We start from the raw sequence: 21,340 nt of genomic DNA, 5'->3' as shown, positions 1-21,340 counted from the left end.
TGATTATACAAAAAAGGTAAAGTCAGAGGTTCTAGAGCAATTCTTAATTCATAATTTAAAATTCGAAAAGGTAAGTCATCTGACTTTTGCAAAGAAATCAATGGAGAACGTATCAAGATAAGAGGGATACCTGTTGATAAAGATGGTAACTATGGATTCGATACACTCGATGGGATTGAAGAAGTAAATTTAATTGAGATTGATTTACCCCTATACATTGATGACATTCTAGAGCAAATCATATCTAATGTTGCAATCGCAATTGCAAATGAGTTTTTATGGATAATTGATGAAGACCATGGATTGAACTAACGGGGGAACTATAGCTTAGAATCACCAGAACAAGGCTGCCGGCATAAATCGGCAGTCTCGTTCAACTAACGGGCAGGATAGTTCCAAAATGTAGTAAAATTTAAACAATGACTAGATTGATAATCCAATGGGAATAAAACGGATTAGATTGTATCTGGAGGAACGTTGATCTGGCTGTCGTTCCTGACAGGAGGATTTGGATTAATAGATTAAAGTCGAAGAGGGACTAGTCTGCAGTCCCTCTTCTTGACGATTTTACGATCAGCAACGGCATCATCATCTCCGGTTCGCTCATCATTCGCATTGACGACATTGTACAGGGAGATCGAACCCGATTAAACTAGTTGCTGCGAACCATTGAACCACACGGATGTGATCGACAAGGTATCCGAGATATTGGTTGTCGGATCACCGTTTACGAGAATAAGGTCAGCGCGCGCACCTTCGGTAATACGGCCACGATCGTGAAGACCATAGCAACGGGCCGGTTTGGAAGTAGCCGACTGAAGAGCTTCAATCGGAGTGAACCCGGCCTTCACCAGCAACTGCATTTCGTGGTGGACGCTTGCTCCGTGAGCAAGGCCGCCAAGGTTCGGAACGGGAACCGGCGCAACATCCGTCCCTACCAGAATATCAACTCCGGCACGGTGAAGATCCATCACATTCTTAAAGCTGTTCTCCATATTGCCTTGCGGGAACGTATTGAAGCTTGAGTTCAAAATACCGATCCAATCTGGACTTAATTTGGAATGAACACGCGGATCATTCGCCAATTCCGATGCCGGTTTCCCAACAATCGATGAGTTCAACACCAAGCACGGTGTAACAAAAGCGCCTGAATCCGCTATGGATTTCACCAACTCGGACGTGTACTCGGGTCTGTCGATAAACAAGTGGCCCAAACCGTCGACTCCAAAATCGATGGCTGCTTGCGATGAAAGAGCCGTCAAGACGTGGGCGATGACCAGCTTATCGAACTTGTGGGCTTCTGTCACGGCTGTTTTTAGAATCTCGTCGCTTAGAACARGCAGGCCGGGTGCACCCATGACAGTTCCTTCTTCAATCATGATCTTAATATAGTCGGCACCATTCTCCACTTGAGTATGCACATGTTTAATCGCTTCTTCCACCGTCGTCACTTGCGGTATTTCGTCGTGATCGTGAGCGTATGCGGCCAACATCGCTTCCCGGTCTTCCTCCGATAACTTCTCTAGCTCCTTTAATACGAATTCTGGTATTTCATCTCCTTCCGGCAGCAATTCATCTGGGTGTCCGCCCGGAGCGGTGATTGCTGTGCCGGCAGAACGGACGTCTGCAACGTCATCCACATTTTTTAACTGGATCTCGCGTCCTCTTTTCGTAAAATCGCCGTTCATTTCGAGTTCTGTCGTAACGCCGAATTTTAAGGCATCTCGTAATCCTCCGATTGAGGTGTGGACATGTGCATCAATCAGACCGGGCATTAAAGTCGCATTTTCCCCATCGATAATCGTTGCATCGGCCGGAAGGTCTCCGCCCACTGCAATAATGGACTCCCCCTTGATGACAACATGTCTTGACGCAATAATTTGTTCTCCATCAAAAATACGTACATTTGTAATCGCCGTAACTTGTTCTAACGCAGCATTATGAGTTATCTTCTCCATTTGAAATTCCTCCAATGTGTTTGTTTATAACAATTCGAAGTATAACTGTTAGGATTCTAACTGTCAATAAACTAAGTTGTTTGACATGCGTGTAGGATCACTGTATAGTTTAGTTGCTTACAATTAGCTTTCTAACAATTTCAGGAGGGACGATCATGCAATCCCGAAAGGATACGCCTTATTTGGATTTGTTTCAGATTATCGGTCTTAAATTAAAGAAAAGAGCGGACGAGAGTATAAAGGAACTAGGGTTAAACGCTCAACAAGGAAAAGTAATCGACTATATTTACGAGAACCAAGATAATCATATTATTCAAAAGGACCTTGCAGATCGGTTTCATGTGCGTGGGGCCAGTATTACAAGCATGCTTCAAGGTCTAGAGCAAAAAGGGTTCATTGAGCGCAAAATCCCGGCCAATAATGAACGGCAAAAAAATATATATGTATTGCCAAAAGCGATTGAGTTGATTGAAGGCTTTAATGACTCATTCCAAAAGGTAGAGGATGAAATCGTTCAAGCCCTTACTGACGAGGAGAAGCAAATCTTAAAGAAATTGTTGATCAAAATCAATGAGCGCATATAAAGAAGAGGATTCCCCATGAGACTATGGAGACATTTACAAATTAAAATACGCTTGTCCCAGTTGGGGAGCATTTAAAACAGCAAGAAATGAACAATCCATATGGTGCATCAAATAAAATTCCTTAGATAACAAGATCTAAACTAAAAGATCAGGAGTGTACAAATAAGCTTTAAGCTAACGGCGAACGTTAGTTCAATTACTAAACGGCAGCCAATCGGCTGCCGTTTGTCAGTTAATTCCTATTTTACGCATGCTACGCGACAAGCGAGGCGATGACTGACCGTAAGGCATATGAAGGCAGGGACCCTAGCGTTACCATTCGTTATTAACTAAACTGACGAATCGACTTTAAGTTAACGGGCTGAAATGGAGCGATGAGCATAGAGGAAATGGCGAAGAATCATCGAATAACTTCATTGTTATATAGTTGAAATAAGAACCATTCGGTGGAAGGCAGGTAAATTATATGGAGTATATTCAATGTCAAATCCCAATTTTACCAGTACGTAATATGGAGGAATCAATTGTATTTTATCGGGACTTGCTTGGGTTTGAAGTGGCTTGGATTTGGAGTGACAATGGATATGCAGCAATACAGTGCGGTGAGGTTGAGCTTCATCTAGATGTACAACAATCGTTCACAACATACAGAGTTCACTCCTATTTCTTTGTACAAAACGTTGACGAAATTTATGCTTTGTATCGTAGCAAAGCGGTGGACATTGTACATGAAATTGAACAAAAACCGTGGGGAGTAAGAGAATTTACCTTCCGTGATATAAATGGGCATATGTTTAGAGTAGCGCAAAAGTTATGATATATCCAATATTTTCCTCAAATTAATAAGTTAATGATTATCCAAACGGGCGAGATAGCGAGTGGAGCAAGGCATCTTCAAGGGGTATGTGATTAATTCATCCAAGGAAAATAAGAATTGGTTGAGTAATTAAGAGAGGATGGACATGATGGAAAATGCACCGGAATGGGCCCAATCGCTCTTTCTTGCCGAAAAGAACGGACATACTTGAAATCGCCAAACGCCTCCGTCAACAAAAACAAGTATAGTTCGAATAATCCGATCGTCCACAAATTGTGGCTGGCAAAATAGAAAGAAAGGGATACTAACCCGAGGTGGAAACGGAGAGGTTGTTTCACCGTTTCTCCAGTATAATATACAAGAGTATCTTTTGTCAGAGGACAAGAACATATATGCATTAGAAGCCGCGTAAATCGCGGTTTTTTTGCTTTAAGGATATAAGTTCTTGTCCAAACTCGAGGACAAGAACTTATATCCTTAACCGATTTGCTGAACCGTGCTGTTGCTCGGTGGGGACGAGCAAGGGCAGCGGGGAATTCGAAAATTAGTCGGAGTTATGTGTGTCGAGTTGAGAGAAGGAGGAGGCTGTCAGACGACAACAACATCTATACAAAGCCGTATTAGGACAAGAACTTCTTTACAGCCCCGTGAATCCCGAAAATGCGCGATATATTAAGCTAACGGGCAGGATAGATGAATTATGTGAATATACTTCAGGTATGCGAACGATAAAAAAATAAGTTTAACTTTTAAGATTAAAGACGTGCTACAGTCTTCAGAGTTCACTGAATTCGTTAAAGGAAGTACGATCGCAGAAAAGAGAGGTCGAACCAGTAAGTTCTGGTGACCTCAAATCCGATCGGTTAGGTTATGAATTCATGAGAGATATAACCGGGCTAAAGAACAGGGAATCTTGCTAGGCCTGACAGACATCCAATGCAAGTGACGATCTATTCTTTAGTGCTAAGAGACAACAAGCGTTTTAGATTGTCATCAATAAATTGATTATCGGCACAGTTGATTCCACGACCGGCAAAATGGCCCCAGATCGATTGGATTGGTTTCAAGACAGCATTAGGTATACGCTTAGCTTCGTATTCATTATCGTCCGCTGTGCAGAAGAGATCCGTGCTTCCCGGCATGATACAGGCAAGAGCTTTTATGCTCTGAAGTGCTTTATCAAAGTCTCCGTTATAGGAGGGGTTTGCACTGATATCTGCATGTTGGCCTGTCCATAACATTGCCAGAACATTATGAGGATCCATATTTATAAAGCTATCTTCCCAGACACCAGCTACAAAATCCTCCAATGTGTCAAATCCCATCTCACGGTAAAGCTCTTCTCTATAAAACGCATGTGATAGTCCCCATCCCGCATACACCCGACCAACGGCACGCATGTCTGTAGAACTTAGTTGGTTTAATTTACTTGAGTCGAAGCCGACTGCAGATAGCAGTGAGGCTTTTACACCTTCCAGCACTACATATGTGTGAGGCCAAGGTTTGGCGATGCCTCCGAAAGGTGCGATTCGTTCGACCATCTCCGGGTAACTTGCCCCCCATTGAAATGCCTGAATGCCGCCCATCGACCACCCGACGACGAGAGCAATCTTTTGAATACCGAATTTTTCGGTCAGCAGTTGGTGCTGGAATCGAACGTTATCATAGATGGTTACCTGTGGAAAGTTAGCCCGATCAAATGGAGGAGGCGTGTTACTGGGAGAGGAAGATAGCCCATTGCCCAGCAAATTGGGAACGATAATAAAATATTTCTCTGGATCGAGTGCCATCCCGCTGCCAATGAGCCATTCATTCTGAACATGCTGATCCCCAAAAGCCGTTGGATAGACAATAACATTATCCTTCTGTTCATTTAATTTCCCGTATGTTTTATAAGCAAGAAAAGCATTTGGTAACGTCGCTCCTGATTGTAAGAGTACATCACCCAAATTAAAAATTTCATAGTCCATCGTATAGTCGCTCCCTTCAAAATGAAAAACCACATGTTCACTGTGATCTCTTGTGCTCAGTATAGAGCTGTGATACTCTCAATAAAAGTGAATAGAATTCAAGATAGCATTCAATAAAATTGAAAGATGAAGGGGGAGCATCGGATGGAATTGCGTCAACTGAATACGTTTTGTACGGTTGCAACAACATTGAATTTCACGCGGGCAGCAGAAGTGCTGAGCTACGTTCCTTCCAACGTCACGATGCAAATTAAAGCATTGGAAGATGAGCTAGGTGTTCGCCTCTTTGATCGGTTGGGCAAGCAACTCGCGCTCACAACCGCGGGTAAACGCTTTTTAACACACGCCCAAGGCGTTCTTGAAAAAATGGACGAAGCTCGTAGTGCTGTCCATGATAATGAAAAACTAAGTGGTACCTTAACGATAAGTGCGAATGAGGTTATTTGCTCCTACCGGCTTCCACCTGTCTTCCAACGGTTTCGTTCGCAGCATCCGGGAGTTCGACTAATCTTCCGATCAGTTCCGAATCAAGAGCTCAAGCAAACGCTCTTTGAGGGAACCACGGATATTGTTTATATGTTGGATGAACCCATTCGCTCGAGTGGACTTTCCGTGGAACCTCTGCTGGAAGAACATTTCCGATTGTTAGCTGCTCCAGATCACCCACTCGCCAAACGAACTGAGCTTCAGTTGGAAGATTTTCACGGAGAAGTATTCCTGACGAATGAAAAGGGTTGTCCTTATCGAACTATGTTTGATCGATCATTTGAGAAAGAGGGAATTGATAGCATTACATATTTAGAGTTTCAAAGTGCTGAAGCCATTAAACAATGTGCAATGTCAGGAATCGGTATTGCCTTTCTTCCTGAGATCGTCGCGGAATCGGAAGTTGAACGCGGAGAACTTGTAGTCCTCCCATGGCAAATTCCGGACTTGCAGGTATATACACAGATGTTGTGGCATAAAGACAAGTGGCTTTCACCAATCATGTTATCTTTCATAGAAGCAACCAGCGCAGTTTTTGGTTCAAAGAATGAGAAACTAGTTTTTCCGACCAAGGGCAAGAACTTAACTCCATAGCTCAAAAGGTTAAGAACATGGACCAATGTCGACTAGAATATTAATCTGTTTCGTTAAGCTAACGTGAAACGATAGCATAATAAAGAACCGATACCATCCGTCCGTTTAAATCAAAATATTCGATACATCCAATATAACAGAAAGAGCAGCCGTCTCTTTTATGAGAAAGCTGATCTTTCTTCAATTGCTATCTTTCAATCGCATAACGGAGTTGGACTACGTCTCCGCCAATTGTCTTGCAATCCATTAACCGCACTTGCTTGAAGCGGTAGTTGTCTTGGTCGATTAATAGGTTCAAGCCCTTGCCTTCCATGACTGGAGCTACATTGAATATGACTTCGTCAACCAAATCTTCGCTTAGGAACGAATTGTGAATATCCGCGCCGCCGCTGATGAGAGCAGTTGTATGCCCCTTTTGCTGAAGGTACGCCAAGGCTTCCTGCGGCGATCTTACGACTGTTACGCCTTCGATATCCCATGTATTCTTCGAAACGACGACGATGTCAATGTCCGCGAAAGGACCGGGTCCGCCGTTTCCACGCATAGCTTCGAATGTCCGGCGTCCTACAATGAAATTCCCAGTCATTTTGACATGTGTCGCAAAGTCGTTCAACGCTTCCTTCTTCGGCGGGTTCTCAGGTCCTGATTGCGCATAATTTCCATTTGAAGTTAGAGTTGCCCATAGAATAGTTTTCATAAGAATATTCCTCCTTGGTTTTATAATCCTCGAATTGCTGCTGCTACCCGGTCCGGACGATCCTCTTGAAGATAATGCGAGGCGTCATCCAGAATCTCTGTTTCGTTCAGTGGCAAATAGGATTGCCATTTGTTCATCTGCCCGAGCGGAAAGCCGGCGCTGTCCTTCGTTCCCCACAGAATGCGCGCAGGCAAATCTGACAGATTAGACAGCTTCGATTCCGTATCGCTGAGCCATGCCCGCGCCTTGCGAATCTGCCGGGGAAACATCCGTGTCGGAATTCTGGACTTTGGGGTCTGGAACGGATCGGTATACGCTTTCCGTAATTGGTCCGTCACTTTGTCGGTATGAAAGATTCCGCTTGGCACAATCACCTTGGCGAAGAAGTTGCGCCTAGTCTGTAGCCAATAGCCGAATGGCCATCCTCCCATAACGAGCGAGAATAATCTCATGGGCAAAATCCTGGCAGGCCAGGCCCAAGTATTCATCACGACTATGCCTCGCAAGTTGCTTCGATGCCGCACCGCATAGTGGAGGCCAATCGGACCGCCCCAATCCTGCACCACTACTATTAAATCCTTCAGATCTAATTGGCGAATGAGCTCATATATGGCTTCCGAATGCTCCTGAGGCGTAAATCCATAACCGGCAGGGGCTTTCGACATGCCGAATCCCGGGTAATCCGGGGCGACTAGACGGAACTCTCCTCTAAGCTCTTTGATCACATTTCGATAGAGATACGACCACGTCGGATTTCCGTGCAGGAGAAGAACGGTCGGTCCTTGCCCTTCGTCAATGTAGTGGATGTGTCCGTCTCGGTAGGATAGCCAGTGATCTTTGAATGGGTACTCAACAGGGTCTACTTCAAACGGTCGATTCATGGTTATTCCTCCTTTCAGTGAGGCTTCCATCTTTTTTCATTTCCTGACTCACATCATAATGGAACTATGGTACATTTGAATAGTAGTTACATTAATGTGCAATAGTTTCAAAAAATGAACTATGGAGTGATACTGACGATGAAGATGGATGAGACTTGCCCGGGTAAGGTTGAGCCGATATTAGAAATACTCGATAGCAAATGGATGCTGCTTGTTTTGTTTGAGTTGTTTAACGGGACGAAGCGCTTTGGGGAGCTTCGCCGCAAGCTGCAGTCAATTAGTCCGAAGACGTTGACCGACCGCCTTCGACTACTGGAAGAGAAGGGGATTGTTACACGTACGATCTACCCAGGCGTGCCGCTGCATGTTGAATATGATCTTACCGAGAGCGGCAAGGCGCTTCAGCCCATATTCTCCGCCATGTGGACATGGACGCAGGAGCATGGTGCATATCTGCAGAATTAGCCTGATTTCGCCGAAGCGATGTTCAAAGTGTTCATAATCATGCAAGACGACAGCGGCCAGCGAATTACATTCGGCTGCGTTTTTGTTGACGAACGGGGCAGGAGAGGAGCTTTGTTACGCGAAAAATATTGAATAAAGGTATAAAACTTTATCTGTCGGAGGACAAGAACATATAATCATAAGGAGCCGTGTATATCGCGGCTTTTTTGATATAAGGATATAAGTTCTTGTCCAAGTCCAATGTGATCTAGATGATTAGCTTTCCTGAGCCTTGTGTAATTGTCTTGAAAGTGAAATTTCAATCAATTTAATATATATTTACATGTATATACACTTTGGTATATATTTAGTTCATGAAATCAGCAACCATGCAGTTAACGTTACTTACTCTTGCCGAACCCAATCGATTCAACATCGTGGAGTTGCTAAGGAATGGGCCCAAATCGGTAGGAGAAATCGTCCAAGCGCTAGGCATCAGCCAGCCGCACGTATCCCGTCATTTGCGCATCTTGAGCGAGGCAGGGATGGTACGCTCGCGCAGCAAAGCACAGCTGCGAATATACAGCCTCGAAGCCGGACCGTTCCAGGAGCTGGATGAATRGTTTGATTCCTTCAGCATTCTATGGGAAGAGCGTCTCGACAACTTCGAGGAGTATATGCTGGACTACAAGAAGAAGGAGGACTTATGACTGGTATCAACAGTTTATCGCGAGTTACATGCTGAATGATCACAACACTGGAACAAGAGGCTGGATTCCCTTGAAAACCAATTAAAAAGGATGACTGCAGATGAAAAGACAAACAACCATTCGTAAAAATCGCGAGCGCAGAGAACTCACTGTGGAGCGTAATGTTGCGATGCCTGTGCAGTTGACATGGGAAGGCTGGACAGAGCCTAGACATATTACAAAATGGTGGGGGCCAAAGGGCTGGACGACAACCGTGTATGAAATGGACGTGCGGCCTGGCGGTGTGTGGCGGTATAGTCTCCAAGCGGATGACAATAGCGGCGAGGCGGCTTATTGCAGAGCCACATATGAGGTAGTAGAGGCACCGGGCAAACTGGTGTACATAGACACTTTTGCCGACAACGATTGGAATATCGTTTCGGATAGCGAAATGTACACGACCGTGTTATTCGAGGAGAAGAGCGGAGGAACGCGGATTAGCATCGTGACGCGATTTGCTACCAACGAACAATTGGACAACGCGGACGCGATGGGCATGATTGAAGGATTTACCGATGCCTATGATCGACTGGAAGAATACTTAGAAACCTTAATGGGAGGTAAGAATACGATGGAAACCGTTATTTCAAAAGATGGGACACAGATTGCTTATACGAAACAAGGGAGCGGTCCTGCCCTCATCTTAATTTCATCGGCGGCGGCCGATCATCAGGATGCTTCACCGTTAGCCGAGCAATTGTCGGCCAACTTCACCGTATACAATTACGATCGTCGCGGGCGGGGACAAAGTACGGATACCGCGCCTTACGCAGCCGCTCGGGAAGTGGAAGACATTGAGGCATTAATTGCAGCTGCCGGAGGACAAGCTTGCTTGTTCGGAAGCTCGTCCGGAGCCGCATTGGCGCTTGAAACCGCGAACTTGTTAGGAAATTCGGTCGCGAAGCTCTTCTTGTTTGAACCGCCGTTCATTATTAACGACAGCCGTAAGCCTGTGACTGATGACTACGTCGAGCATTTGAATGCGCTAATCAAAGCCGAAAAACGATCAGAAGCAGTCGAATATTTCGCATCCGAGGCTCTGGGCATTCCCGGAGAATACATCGGCTATATGAAAGCCGATCCTTCTTGGAACAAGATGGAGTCCCTGGCGCATACGCTAGCTTACGATGGCATGATTATGGGAACGACGCAATCCGGGAACCCGTTGCCAGCTGGCAGATGGAACGTTACCGTTCCTACTTTGATTATGACAGGTGAAAACAGCGAACCGCTTTTCCATGACGCTGCACGCGCGCTTGTCGAGCTTCTACCAAAGGCTGCTGCTCATTCGCTCGCCGGTCAAGATCATTCCGCGGTTATCATGGCTCCTGATGTCGTAGCAAAAGCCGTAGTGAATTCCGAACGATAAGGAGAATGAGAGGATGTCGAATCTTCAGACGCTTGACCGACTAGTCGGTACTTGGCAAATTAGCGGCGGAGCAGAAGGAACGGTAACCTACGAGTGGATGGAAAGTGGGCACTTTTTGATACAACGCGTTCATCTTTCCCAGAATGGACAAGAAGTGAAAGGGATCGAGTTGATTGGGCATTTAAAACCCTTCGGCGAAAGCAAGAGTCCGGATATTCGGTCCCGTTATTACGATACGTTAGGCAATACCTTCGATTATGTATATGAGCAGGAGGGATAGGCATTGGCTAAGCAGTTGGTCATGGCAAAACCTTTAACGGTGACGGGCTCCAGGTTCGCGCTTGCGTCGCTCTTATTACAATAATACATTTCTTAATTAGATTTACCGATAGGCTCTATAAGAGGACAACAAATAATAGTGGAGAAAGTGATTAGTGGTAAACATCATTGAGAAGTGCGATAGCAATAGTCGCCTAGTCATTAAGCTATCGGAGAACATTAGTTTACAACAATAAAGCGGCAGCAGATCATCAGAGATCCGCTTCCGTTTTTATTGATGAAAACATTATAATAAAGTGGGTTTAGCTCAATGTAAATTAAGATGAGGGGCATATGGTTATGTCATTTTCGAACTTTTTTTGAAACACCTCATCCAATAACATAATTTCGGCTTTTTGGCTGACGGCATGATCCCCAAGTTTTACATCAATTATAAAGTCATTGCTTAGCATCTGTCGGTACCATGTAATGATGTCGCTGTCAGGCAAATCTCCCAGTGTCTTCATTTCGGGTGGGATTACTGGAATTCCGGCTTGTTCTACCAGACGAATGTTTTGTTTAATATCTACGGCTATCTTCCTCAGCACGCTTTCACTTCTTGCTGTCTCTATACCCAGCATACCGTCTTTTGTATAGAAATGCTTGTTTACAATAGCCAACGCAGCATGCGAAACATGGAATGCTTGAATGTCATTCTGTATTTCATAATGCAAATCTACCATTTCGAATATTTTGGCAAGCTCCTTTACTCTTTCGGTTCTCAGTCCATTAACTTCACCGAAAATGGTTCCTTGATGTTTCTCGGAACCGAATTGTGCGTACAGAATACCCTCTTTGATGTCTCCACCTGCACCTGGGAATCCTGGGAGTAACCGCTCTCCCACGATTTCAAGCCAGCTGTCGTATTCGATGGTGTTAGTCAAGGTGACAATGGTTTCGCTCTTATTATTTTTAATTGTAGACAGGGCAGATTCGGCCTGATCATATCGTACAGGAACGAAAATGAAATCATAAATGTCGTCGTTATCGAGCTTTTCGATCGTGTTTATCGATATTTTCTTTATGGTTCCATTATGGTTGTATACTAGTCCGTTCCTTTTCAGCGTATCCAGTCTCTTTCCTCGTGCCAGTATAGTGACGTCCAGCCCGTACTGTGCAAATCGGAGCGCGTATACACTACCAATCACACCCGCGCCAATTATTAAAAGTCTAATTTGTTTTTTGGTGTTCATTAATGATCCTTCCTTTCAGGTTAATTATCACAGATTGCTTAAGCAACAACTGTTAGATAAGATATTAGTACCGCATTCGTATGAATTCAACCGGCAGATTATGTGGAAAGTTGCATAAGCAACACATTCTGATAATTGATGCTTAATCTGGGGGCAGGGATATGGTAAATCAGCAAGATCCAAGGGTTTTGCGCACACGGCAGTTAATAAGGGAAGCATTCAGAGAATTGCTACGGAGTAAAGGATTTGATTCAATAACCATAAACGATATCGCACAGAGGGCTACTATTAACCGAGCTACCTTCTATGCCCATTACGTAGATAAGTATGCTTTGCTGGAAGAGATCACAGAACAGACTTTTCGCGAGATGATTCCAAACGAAGTGATGGATGCACTTGAACTTACAGATGAAATATGTGATCAACTGATCTTGCTCACACACCTCTACATCATAGATTTTTATCAGATATGCAGAATTGATTCCAAATCGATGGCTACGATTGTAGATGAAAAAATAAAAAAAATGTTGCAGCAGACAATCGTAAGTATTTTATTGAGAGGGGGTAACTTCTATAGAGCAGACCATTACCATACAGAGATCATTTCGGCCATGACAGGCTCAGCAATTTATGGCGCAACACTTCATTGGTTAACAGTTGGGAAAATTGATCGGACCGATTTGCTTTTAAACATTGTTCGTCCCTATGTTATGAACGGTCTTAAGCTGTATCCCAACGACTCATCGCAATAAAAAATGGCAGTGGAATAGATAATCCGCTGCCATTTTTATAGAACTTTTGTTTAGTTATCTAGAATCGAATAAGGTTAGTCTAGTTGATTACCTTGAATAAAATTTATTCAGCTAACTGGAGACTGACAAACAAAGAGAAGCTTGCTATATCAGCTGAACCCTATCTTTGTTGCCTAAATATGTCTGGAGGTTATGTATTTATGGCAATATCTTAGCCATTTGAAGATTCCGAGAATGTAGCTGTTATTATCACCCATAAAATTATGAATAGACAAAGCCCTATACTATATGTGTTCCATGACGACGATGATGGAATGTGGCAGTTTCTCGATGGTGGAGATATGAGTGAATCAGACGCATGCATACTGGGGTTGAAAGAAGTAATAGACATTGACCCGAGTTTAGTCCAACTTGCTGATCTGCCAATTGGCTGGGTTGCATGGAGGGAAACTAAATTCAATCAATGGATTAGAGAAAAAAGATAGGCACTTGTCATTCAACTAACGGGGAACTTAATGAGAAAGCGGCAGATGGACGGCTGCCGTTTTCATTGAGTAAAGGGGGAGTTTAAACATGGACAAGGAGAAACAGGATCTAGAGAAACCGAAAACGGTGTATGAAACAAGTGAGGTCATAACGAAGAAAGTATACAAGGTCAGCCCTGAGCAGAAAGAGGAACTCGATCGTCTGTCAACTGAGAGGCTCGAAAAGTTAAGCGAGGGGGCAATACCGAAGATCCGCGAACGGTATGAACAATTGATCAAGCTCCGGCAGCAACAGCCGAATGCTGATGACGGCGGTAAGCCTCCGGGGGATTCCGCTAACGGAGAACGATAGCTGAATACAACACCGTGGCAGCCGGCTAATTATGATCGGCTGCCTTTTTGTTCAGCTAACGGGAAGGACATAATAACAGCTATTCCGTGGAGTTTAAGTTTGAGGACAGAAATTGYAGCAGTTGACCATGCAAGATGGTTATGATTAGGCATGCGTACARTCAAGTAGCTATTCACCTACGTAGTATAAGGTACACTTTCATGTAAAATCATGAATATCTTCCGCTAGGAGTGATGTTATGGCTCATATGCGAAATAAAGGACCCATGAGACAACCGCCGCAGTCTCCTCCTCCCGCATTCATCCCGCCGAAACCCGCTGTTTCTTATATCGTCGACTGCTTTTACCAGTACACCTATGTTTGGCTTAGGTCTGGCGAGAACTTCTGGTTTTATCCGACATATGTCGATATGGACGGTGTGGCAGGATATAGATGGAGCGGATCATACTGGTACTTCTATGGTATAGATCCGCGATTCATCGATGCCGTATCGTGTCCTCCGATTGCTACCCTTTTCTGAGCACTAAAAACCAGAGTGCCGGTGGTTCTGTTCACTCACCGCACTCTGTTAGTGATACTTAGGAAAACCTTGAATATAAAATATAATCCAGTTATTTCGGCTTACCCGATGCTTCCTGCAAAACGCGACTATGCGGGAGAGGGGAGGGGACAATCGGGAGGCACTCAATACGCCGGCGGGGTAGGCAGAGTTTCCAAGAGTTGAGCTAGAAACCTTCAGAAGTGGCTCGTATCATTTCTGGAAACAATCTCGTACCTCGTTGAGCTAACGGGAAACGATAATTCAACAACATAAAGTGAGCAGTCCGCCGTGGCCTTGCTCACTTTTTTCATTAAACTAAAGGGCAGGATAGTTCCAATATGTGTTAAAATAAGTGGATTAGTGAATTGTTTAAATGAAAGGCAGGGGAATAATATGGGGGCCGATATTCATGTGTATATCGAGCAAAAAGTCACTACCAAAGTTAATCAATTGAAGAAAGAATGGATTAGCATAGATGAATGGGAATATGACCCTGCTGCCGATGTAAAAATGGTTCCATGCAAAAAAAGATACTGGACAAAAGGAGGCCGCGATGAACGAGACCGCATTTGACGAACCATTATTTGCAAGCTTGAAGCCGGGCTTAACCTCGTTCTGTTACCGAATGCTAGGCTCCATGGACGATGCGGATGATGCCGTTCAGGAGACGAGTATTCGGGTCTGGCAGAGCTGGAGCACGTTCAGACAGGATTCCTCGTTCAAAACTTGGGTATATCGGATTGCCTCCAACCTGTGCTTGGACAAGCTGAGACAATCCAAACGCCGCGCGCTTCCCGTTGACCTGTTCGACCCGGCCGCCGCCATCGTCGAGCCGCGCGACACGCTGCCGGACTCTGCCTGGATCTGGCCGTCTCCCGACTTTGGGGGCAATCCGGAGGATCGGCTCGTCCGCAGAGATACCCTTCAACTTTGCTTCATCGCTCTCCTGCAGACCTTGCCTCCGCGGCAGCGCGCGGTACTCATTTTGAAGGATGTATTTGAATGGTCCTCCAAGCAGATCGCGGAAACGTTGGCGATGTCGCCGGCAGCGGTGAACAGCGCCTTGCAAAGAGCCCGAGAGACGATGGACCGGGCGCAGCTTCGCTCGGATGAGCTCAGCAGCATGGTCGATCTACCGGAGCAGCAGCTGCTGTCCCGGTATGTGGAGGCCTTCGAGCAATTCGATATTGCTGCGCTCGTCGCGTTGTTCCACGAGGAAGGCTGCATGTCGATGCCGCCCTTCGAGATGTGGATCCGCGGCAAGGAAGATTTGTCCGCCTTCTACTCGCTTACTCGCTGGCATTGCGAAGGTTCGCGATTTGTGCCGATTACGGTGAATGGCGGTTATCCAGCGTTGGCCCAGTATATGCCGGGYAAAGAGGGCTCTGGCTTTGTACCCTGGGGCATCCACGTCATCGAAACGAAAGAAAATCAAATCCTACACGTTCAAAACTTTATTCATACGCCATTATTTTCGCGATTTGGGCTGCCTGAGCGTATTGACCAATGAATTTCGTCATTGACTTACGTCTATAACATTGAGAATAAACAAACAACGAATATCATGAGAGAGGTGTCTATTTAAAATGGAAACGAGTCAACCGACGAAAGTAACCGTGCAGGCCGTCATTCAAGCCCCTATCGAGAAGGTATGGCGCTATTGGACCGAGCCGGATCACATCACGAAGTGGAATCAAGCGTCCGAGGACTGGCATGCGCCGAGAGCCGAAAACGATCCGCGGATCGGCGGCAAGTTTCTGACACGGATGGAAGCGAAGGATGGCAGCATGGGCTTTGATTTTGGCGGCGTCTACGATGTCGTGAATCGGCATGAGGCGATCGGCTACACCATGGAAGACGGAAGAAGAGTGGATATTGCTTTCGTCGATCAAGGGAATGAGACGAAGGTCATTGAAACGTTCGACGCGGAAAGCTCCAATCCCGTCGAGTTCCAGCAAGCAGGCTGGCAAGCAATCATGGACAATTTCAAAGCCTATAGCGAACAAAACTAATCATCGCGAAGAAGACGCCGGGGAAGAAGCCCGGCGTCTTTCTTTTTGAAACCTAGTACGAGCGTGCTCTCCGTTAGCCTTAACCTTGTGCCGCATCCATGTTCATGTAGTTAATGGCCCACAGATGGCCGTCCAAGTCTACGAAGCCCCAATGATACATGAACCCATGATCTTCAGGTTCAGCGTGCAATTTCCCACCCAAGGAGACCGCGGTATTCACGATTTGATCGACTTTTTCCCGGCTCTCGAAGGCCAATGCGATCGTCATCTGCGCATACTTGCTCGTATCGACGAATTCCTTCTCCGTGAGCGTATTAAAGAATGCTTGATTGATCAGCATGACCTGCAGGTTGTCGCCGATCACGATGGCTACCGAAATCTCGTTCTCGGGGAATTGCGGGTTGAGCTCGAATCCGAGTCCGGTGAAGAACGCTTTCGATTGTTCTACGTTTTTTACAGGCAGGTTGAAGCTCGTGAATGCGGACGTTAATGCCATTTTCAAAACACCTCTTCGTCAAATTAGTTTGTATTCATTTATGCCTTCGTTTATATAGACGACAGCCGATCCGGGAATTCATCGGTCTTATGGATCTCATTCAGATCGCGACAACCCGGTTAATTACTCAGCCTGCCGGCGAGATCCTGCAGGCTTTTTCATCTAACGGGAAACGATAACGAAATTCAATAAGGAGCAGTTTGCCGCGGCAGCTGCTCCTTATTCATTAAGCTAAATGGCAGGAGAACGTAGTATCATAACTCAGTCAGGCACTATTCATAAATTACTGCTGTGCTACCCTTAGAAATCTCTGCCGATGGCGATACTTATCGAGGCTTTCAGCTTGATACGATGACGGGTATTGAAATGGTAACAGCAGCTGGATTGAAATTTTATAAAAGAGAAGTATAAAATCGAACAAAGATGGGATCGATGAAGACATAACTGGGGTTCAACTAACGGGAGGCGATAGTTCAACAACTTAATGTGAGCAGTCCGCCGTGGCGCTGCTCACTTTTTTCATTGAACAAAATGGCAGGATAGTTTAGTAACGATGAGCCATACTTACTTTGACGTGTTCGGTTATAAAGGAAAGGCTTCGTGAGTTCAAGTTGCCTTTGTAAATCAATTGTATCGTTAATTAACGGATCTACATGAACAAGCCACACACTTAACCCGCTAAGAGGACCGCTGCGATAAACACGAGCTGCAGCAATGTACGGACAAGCAGTTTAGGTGTAGGTCTTCCACCGATAGTTAATCCTTCCCGGGCTGCCCTTACATTGGCTGGAAACATGGTCACGAGTAGAACCGCCAAACAGATGGAAGCCGCGTGGGAGGTAGCGGGGAACAGAATGCCGAAGGCACCCGCAATTTCCAGCCACCCGGTGGCCGTCACAATCCAATTCGGCTTTGGAAAAGCAACCGGGATCATCCGAATGAGATCAGGCCGTCTTTTTCCCCAGTGGGCAGAAGCAGTAAGCAGCAGCATGACGGCCACTGCTCCCTGAAGCGGAGAATGCCAATTGTCGAAATAAGACCAGCCGAACAGCCCAAGAACCCAGAACAGCAGAAACGAAACAACAAGCGCAAATAAAGGTGCCATTTTATCCCTCCGTTTAGAAGCTTTTCGTTATCATGAGAAATAATATGATGATCGGCAGCGATGTCGCGGGAATTCCGAAGATGGCCCAATAGCGGGAAGCTTGATGTTATTCATTGGAGATGTTCCCACTTTCTATGCATTGAACGCTTTGGAGGATCATTCCGCGCTGCAGTGGAATGAGAATGCCTAACCAGATCACGACGGGATAATCGGCAAGCATGACGTTTTTACCGTGCTGTGAATGACGGCCGGGTTTTTCGACAAATCCGCACGAACTTTCCAAAATGCTGCAATAATGATATTTCCTACGAATACCACGACTCCAACTAGATGCAACGTTAACCACAAGTTCATGATACATTCTTCCTTTCTATCTCTATTTATCGGGATTTTAAAATATTGACCATAAACGACGAATAATCTTGGGTATTGAAAGAAACCGAAGCTAAAGGAATAGAGGATCGGACGCGCAATCCGAGTGTTAGCAGGACGAACATTTCGGCTGTTTTATCCGTATCAATCGATTCCGAAATAACCCCGTGCAGTTGGCCGGTCAATATCCATTGCTTGGATAAATGAACAGACCGCTCATAATACTGATTGAGAGTTTCCGCGACGATAGGTTGATCTTCCTTTCCAAGTAAATATATCAGCACCTTGTTCGTTACGTCCTGAGCATCTTCCAACACGGAAAGACTGTCAATGATCTTTTGCATGGGTCCATCGAGCGTCTTTTCACCTTGTTCCACTGCGTTCATAAAATGATCGTTTGTCTCTTCGAGCCGCTCCTGGAGCACCCAGGCAAAGATCTCATCCTTGCTCTTCACGTAATGGAAGATAGCGCCTTTTGACAATCCCGATTTTTCCATGATGTCCTTCATAGTGACAGAGTGACACCCTTTTTCCCGTATCAGCTCTTTGATCGAATCAAGCAGCAGCCTAGTTGTTTGCTGCCTACGTTCCTCATGTTTCAAAGTATTCCCTCCGTGTTCTTTTAACGATTGATTAGTGTTATTATTCTTATTATAAAAACCGACCATCGGTTTGTAAATAGGGATTATCAAATCTCTACTCATCATTTAACTGAAGCAGGTTATTGAAGGATTTCCCCGCCTCGAAGGCCTGCCGCATGGCAGCCCTTCGCAATGCAACCGAGAGATGATAGTTCAGAACAGCAAAGCGTCAGCTGATTAAGGATCAGTTGATGCTTCTATTGAAGTAAAGGGCAGAAAAGTTTAAGAGCGCACGCGGTGAACCTTACCACAAGTAACGGCAAGGTTTATAATAGAGAGCTTGAAAGCTTGCTTAGAGTGCGTAGCTGGGGCATTAAAATGTAAACTGAATCCGAAATAAAGCCCAACAAAAACCAATGCGAAAGTGTGCAATGGTTTTTGTTGGGCTTTATATTTGTTTTCGAGATTAACACTAACTATTGAGAGTTTCCTCTCGTCAATTGGTGGATTCCACTAGTCGCTTAAGTATTAATAGCACTGATTGTTCGTCGTCCTCAGTCACGTCATTTTCCTCATCACTGCTATCGGAGCCCGGCCGATTGTCGATCTGTTGAATCGTCAGCAAGGTGCCATCCCTTTCCTTACTCAAGAAATAGCTCATCGTGAAGTAATTTTCGGGTTTGTCCTCCAAGCCGGGACGTGGAGCGAAGAGGGAGTATCGGAGACACTGAAAAGGTGTAAACTCTAGCACCGTGCCCCACTGTTCATAAACATTGCCATCCCATTCCATTCGAAAACGAATACCGCTGCCGATTTGCCAATCGGTTATAAGGTCGCTGCCGTACTGCCACTGTTTGACCCATTCAGGATTAGTTATCGTATCCCAAACCCGCTCAGCAAGTGCATTTATTATAATTCGGGATGTACTCGTGGGCATTCATTTTCCTCCTCAAACATTTTTCCTCTCTAAACATTCGACAATTAATTGTTAATTCCTGCCATAATTATCTTAAAAATTGCCGATATAGACAGCTCGATGAACCGTATCATAAGTAATGGCAAGTTGTTTCGGAAAATCCCGCAGCAGGCTTGGAACGGGAACTTTACCGTACATAGGTTTGGGATGGGCTGCAAATGGCGCAAAAGTCGACAAAAACGGGCTATTGCGAGTATTGTAATCATGGAACGATGCGGTACCTAGAGGAGGACTTTTGCTTACGAAAAGCAAATGCCCCATCCGCCGTTTTGGCGGAAATTAATCGAGCTTTACCGTCCAACCGAGCGTATCCTCCAGCTGACCCTTCTGAATACCGGTTACCGTGTCATAGATCTTGCCGGTTAACTCGCCGATTTCGCCACCGCTGAGTGTGATGAGTTCGCCCTGCCAGCTCAAGTATCCGATCGACCAAATCACTGCCGCCGTACAACAAAACTAGTAAACTAAGATCAAGAAAGATAATAAAGATAAGCTGATAGGACAGGATTTTCGACATTGAAAATGCATATGTTAGCCGCACTCCATCTGTAGCGTATTAATACAAGATGCGAGTCTGACCGCGTAACAATCCATTTAACTGCATCATCTAACTTGTTATTTACCAACTGCATTTAACGAGAGTGGATCACATCTTTCCGATTTCAAGAGAACTATTCCCGATAGGTGACAAGAACTTTGTAACTTTCCCGACAATATGTACGATGCCCAATACAGCCCTTAAGAGCATGTCACTGGAAACAGATATTTGAGTATGGTATCTCGATGTCGGTGATCAGCAGGGAAGTTTTATTGAACTAACGGGCAGGATAATTCCAATATATGGTATCATTGATTGATACGGAATGCTACTTGTTCCGCTAGTGTTAATTTAGAGTTGTGAGGTGAGGGCGTGAAGAGAGAAATTATCGAAGAGGATTTGAATAGAATACCAACAGAAATGCTTAGGATCATAAGTGAATGGTGTTCTTTAGCTAGTATTACTAATTCATTAAATAATTTAGACATATTAGATTTGCTTGAGTTAAATAAGCTGCAACGAGAATTTGCTATAGAAACAGAGTATATTGGCCGATTTGGTAAAGAAGATCTTAAATGGACTGTCCAATATCATAACGGCGATGTATACTGCATGGACTAGAGAAGAGTTATTCGATGCTCTTTGGGATTTGACATTACATATATTAAAAAATAAAATGCATTTCGTTAACGGAGAACGATACTTTAACACTATAATCAAATGATAATAGGGGGTAAAAATCTATGTACGAACATCTCGTCGTTTTCAAGTTTAATACTAATGTCACACCTGCCAAGCAACAGGAACTGCTGGGTCAATTGCTCGGGTTTCAGGATCGTATCCCCGGAATTCTCGATATAAGCGCAGGCATAAATGTAACTGAAGAAAAGGAAAATGTACACGGCTACACGCTCGGATTACGGGTTACATTCGATAGCCTTGTTTCACTTCGTTCATATGGACCTCATCCTGTCCATCAGGAATTTGTAAAATCACTAGATGGTCTGCTGGAAAATGTTGTAGTAGTTGATTACCCAAAGGTCTAGTTCACGTTCACATACACCATACAC

The 21,340-nt window shown here is 44.8% G+C and carries 25 protein-coding genes; 14 read left to right on the top strand and 11 right to left on the bottom strand.

The genetic code is table 11. The features are described 5' to 3' along the window. Nucleotides 1-647: 647 nt before the first annotated feature. Complete coding sequence (locus tag AB4Z33_RS27165; protein WP_442052897.1) at nucleotides 648-1,958, bottom strand: amidohydrolase family protein; 1,311 nt, start codon at nucleotides 1,956-1,958, stop codon at nucleotides 648-650. Between the two features lie 155 nt (nucleotides 1,959-2,113). On the opposite strand from AB4Z33_RS27165, the gene AB4Z33_RS27160 reads away from it, so the two are divergent. Beyond that, nucleotides 2,114-2,542, top strand: a complete 429-nt coding sequence (locus AB4Z33_RS27160) for a MarR family winged helix-turn-helix transcriptional regulator (RefSeq protein ID WP_442052896.1) — start codon at nucleotides 2,114-2,116, stop codon at nucleotides 2,540-2,542. 466 nt (nucleotides 2,543-3,008) lie between these two features. After that, the gene (locus tag AB4Z33_RS27155) at nucleotides 3,009-3,359 is read left to right on the top strand and encodes a bleomycin resistance protein (RefSeq protein WP_442052895.1); all 351 of its coding nucleotides are present in this window, start codon (nucleotides 3,009-3,011) and stop codon (nucleotides 3,357-3,359) included. Between the two features lie 950 nt (nucleotides 3,360-4,309). Here AB4Z33_RS27155 and AB4Z33_RS27150 read toward each other — a convergent pair. Next, the gene (locus AB4Z33_RS27150) at nucleotides 4,310-5,329 is read right to left on the bottom strand and encodes an alpha/beta fold hydrolase (RefSeq protein ID WP_442052894.1); all 1,020 of its coding nucleotides are present in this window, start codon (nucleotides 5,327-5,329) and stop codon (nucleotides 4,310-4,312) included. 144 nt (nucleotides 5,330-5,473) lie between these two features. Here AB4Z33_RS27150 and AB4Z33_RS27145 point away from each other — a divergent pair, with 144 nt between their 5' ends. Next, on the top strand, nucleotides 5,474-6,409 hold the full coding sequence (locus AB4Z33_RS27145) for a LysR family transcriptional regulator (RefSeq protein WP_442052893.1): 936 nt from the start codon (nucleotides 5,474-5,476) through the stop codon (nucleotides 6,407-6,409). A 187-nt stretch (nucleotides 6,410-6,596) separates the two neighbouring features. Here AB4Z33_RS27145 and AB4Z33_RS27140 read toward each other — a convergent pair whose 3' ends face one another. Continuing rightward, a complete protein-coding gene (locus tag AB4Z33_RS27140) occupies nucleotides 6,597-7,106 on the bottom strand; it encodes a dihydrofolate reductase family protein (RefSeq protein WP_442052892.1) in 510 nt (169 codons plus the stop codon). A gap of 20 nt (nucleotides 7,107-7,126) precedes the next feature. Beyond that, nucleotides 7,127-7,987, bottom strand: a complete 861-nt coding sequence (locus AB4Z33_RS27135) for an alpha/beta fold hydrolase (RefSeq protein ID WP_442052891.1) — start codon at nucleotides 7,985-7,987, stop codon at nucleotides 7,127-7,129. A gap of 138 nt (nucleotides 7,988-8,125) precedes the next feature. On the opposite strand from AB4Z33_RS27135, the gene AB4Z33_RS27130 reads away from it, so the two are divergent. The 4 genes from AB4Z33_RS27130 to AB4Z33_RS27115 all read left to right on the top strand — a co-directional run bounded on the left by AB4Z33_RS27130 (nucleotide 8,126) and on the right by AB4Z33_RS27115 (nucleotide 10,829). Next, a complete protein-coding gene (locus AB4Z33_RS27130; RefSeq protein WP_442052890.1) occupies nucleotides 8,126-8,452 on the top strand; it encodes a winged helix-turn-helix transcriptional regulator in 327 nt (108 codons plus the stop codon). 368 nt (nucleotides 8,453-8,820) lie between these two features. Then, nucleotides 8,821-9,141: an ArsR/SmtB family transcription factor gene (locus tag AB4Z33_RS27125; protein WP_442052898.1), complete on the top strand. Its 321-nt coding sequence runs from the start codon at nucleotides 8,821-8,823 to the stop codon at nucleotides 9,139-9,141. A 100-nt stretch (nucleotides 9,142-9,241) separates the two neighbouring features. Continuing rightward, nucleotides 9,242-10,549 (top strand): alpha/beta fold hydrolase, encoded by a 1,308-nt coding sequence (locus AB4Z33_RS27120; RefSeq protein WP_442052889.1) that lies wholly within the window; start codon nucleotides 9,242-9,244, stop codon nucleotides 10,547-10,549. Nucleotides 10,550-10,562: 13 nt separating this feature from the next. Continuing rightward, entirely contained in the window at nucleotides 10,563-10,829 is a 267-nt protein-coding gene (locus AB4Z33_RS27115; RefSeq protein WP_442052888.1) for a hypothetical protein, read from the top strand. Nucleotides 10,830-11,145: 316 nt separating this feature from the next. On the opposite strand, the gene AB4Z33_RS27110 is transcribed toward AB4Z33_RS27115, so the two are convergent. Then, nucleotides 11,146-12,060 carry a ketopantoate reductase family protein gene (locus tag AB4Z33_RS27110; RefSeq protein WP_442052887.1) on the bottom strand — a complete coding sequence of 305 codons (915 nt, stop codon included), beginning with the start codon at nucleotides 12,058-12,060 and terminating at the stop codon, nucleotides 11,146-11,148. Between the two features lie 161 nt (nucleotides 12,061-12,221). Between AB4Z33_RS27110 and AB4Z33_RS27105 the strand changes: the two genes are divergently transcribed. The 5 genes from AB4Z33_RS27105 (at nucleotide 12,222) to AB4Z33_RS27085 (ending at nucleotide 16,202) form a co-directional block, all read left to right on the top strand. After that, nucleotides 12,222-12,812 carry a TetR/AcrR family transcriptional regulator gene (locus tag AB4Z33_RS27105; RefSeq protein WP_442052886.1) on the top strand — a complete coding sequence of 197 codons (591 nt, stop codon included), beginning with the start codon at nucleotides 12,222-12,224 and terminating at the stop codon, nucleotides 12,810-12,812. 573 nt (nucleotides 12,813-13,385) lie between these two features. After that, nucleotides 13,386-13,649: a hypothetical protein gene (locus AB4Z33_RS27100; protein WP_442052885.1), complete on the top strand. Its 264-nt coding sequence runs from the start codon at nucleotides 13,386-13,388 to the stop codon at nucleotides 13,647-13,649. Between the two features lie 934 nt (nucleotides 13,650-14,583). After that, nucleotides 14,584-14,763 carry a hypothetical protein gene (locus AB4Z33_RS27095; RefSeq protein ID WP_442052884.1) on the top strand — a complete coding sequence of 60 codons (180 nt, stop codon included), beginning with the start codon at nucleotides 14,584-14,586 and terminating at the stop codon, nucleotides 14,761-14,763. After that, a complete protein-coding gene (locus AB4Z33_RS27090; protein ID WP_442052883.1) occupies nucleotides 14,744-15,700 on the top strand; it encodes a sigma-70 family RNA polymerase sigma factor in 957 nt (318 codons plus the stop codon). The genes AB4Z33_RS27095 and AB4Z33_RS27090 overlap by 20 nt, the downstream gene beginning before the upstream one ends. Nucleotides 15,701-15,776: 76 nt before the next feature. Further along, nucleotides 15,777-16,202: an SRPBCC family protein gene (locus AB4Z33_RS27085; RefSeq protein WP_442052882.1), complete on the top strand. Its 426-nt coding sequence runs from the start codon at nucleotides 15,777-15,779 to the stop codon at nucleotides 16,200-16,202. Nucleotides 16,203-16,281: 79 nt separating this feature from the next. Here AB4Z33_RS27085 and AB4Z33_RS27080 read toward each other — a convergent pair whose 3' ends face one another. The 6 genes from AB4Z33_RS27080 to AB4Z33_RS27055 all read right to left on the bottom strand — a co-directional run bounded on the left by AB4Z33_RS27080 (nucleotide 16,282) and on the right by AB4Z33_RS27055 (nucleotide 20,170). Further along, nucleotides 16,282-16,698 carry a VOC family protein gene (locus AB4Z33_RS27080; RefSeq protein ID WP_442052881.1) on the bottom strand — a complete coding sequence of 139 codons (417 nt, stop codon included), beginning with the start codon at nucleotides 16,696-16,698 and terminating at the stop codon, nucleotides 16,282-16,284. 670 nt (nucleotides 16,699-17,368) lie between these two features. Further along, nucleotides 17,369-17,803: a DoxX family protein gene (locus AB4Z33_RS27075; RefSeq protein ID WP_442052880.1), complete on the bottom strand. Its 435-nt coding sequence runs from the start codon at nucleotides 17,801-17,803 to the stop codon at nucleotides 17,369-17,371. 195 nt (nucleotides 17,804-17,998) lie between these two features. Continuing rightward, the gene (locus AB4Z33_RS27070) at nucleotides 17,999-18,157 is read right to left on the bottom strand and encodes a hypothetical protein (protein WP_442052879.1); all 159 of its coding nucleotides are present in this window, start codon (nucleotides 18,155-18,157) and stop codon (nucleotides 17,999-18,001) included. A gap of 26 nt (nucleotides 18,158-18,183) precedes the next feature. Continuing rightward, on the bottom strand, nucleotides 18,184-18,777 hold the full coding sequence (locus AB4Z33_RS27065; RefSeq protein WP_442052878.1) for a TetR/AcrR family transcriptional regulator: 594 nt from the start codon (nucleotides 18,775-18,777) through the stop codon (nucleotides 18,184-18,186). 475 nt (nucleotides 18,778-19,252) lie between these two features. Beyond that, on the bottom strand, nucleotides 19,253-19,693 hold the full coding sequence (locus AB4Z33_RS27060; RefSeq protein WP_442052877.1) for an SRPBCC family protein: 441 nt from the start codon (nucleotides 19,691-19,693) through the stop codon (nucleotides 19,253-19,255). A 318-nt stretch (nucleotides 19,694-20,011) separates the two neighbouring features. Continuing rightward, nucleotides 20,012-20,170 (bottom strand): hypothetical protein, encoded by a 159-nt coding sequence (locus tag AB4Z33_RS27055; protein ID WP_442052876.1) that lies wholly within the window; start codon nucleotides 20,168-20,170, stop codon nucleotides 20,012-20,014. 472 nt (nucleotides 20,171-20,642) lie between these two features. On the opposite strand from AB4Z33_RS27055, the gene AB4Z33_RS27050 reads away from it, so the two are divergent. After that, complete coding sequence (locus tag AB4Z33_RS27050; protein WP_442052875.1) at nucleotides 20,643-20,891, top strand: hypothetical protein; 249 nt, start codon at nucleotides 20,643-20,645, stop codon at nucleotides 20,889-20,891. Nucleotides 20,892-21,013: 122 nt separating this feature from the next. Then, nucleotides 21,014-21,316, top strand: a complete 303-nt coding sequence (locus AB4Z33_RS27045) for a Dabb family protein (RefSeq protein ID WP_442052874.1) — start codon at nucleotides 21,014-21,016, stop codon at nucleotides 21,314-21,316. The last annotated feature ends 24 nt before the right edge of the window (nucleotides 21,317-21,340 follow it).

Origin of the sequence: Paenibacillus sp. 2TAB19 (genome assembly GCF_052115185.1) — a bacterium.
Lineage (GTDB): Bacteria > Bacillota > Bacilli > Paenibacillales > Paenibacillaceae > Pristimantibacillus.
This window is presented reverse-complemented; position numbering and strand designations above follow the sequence as displayed.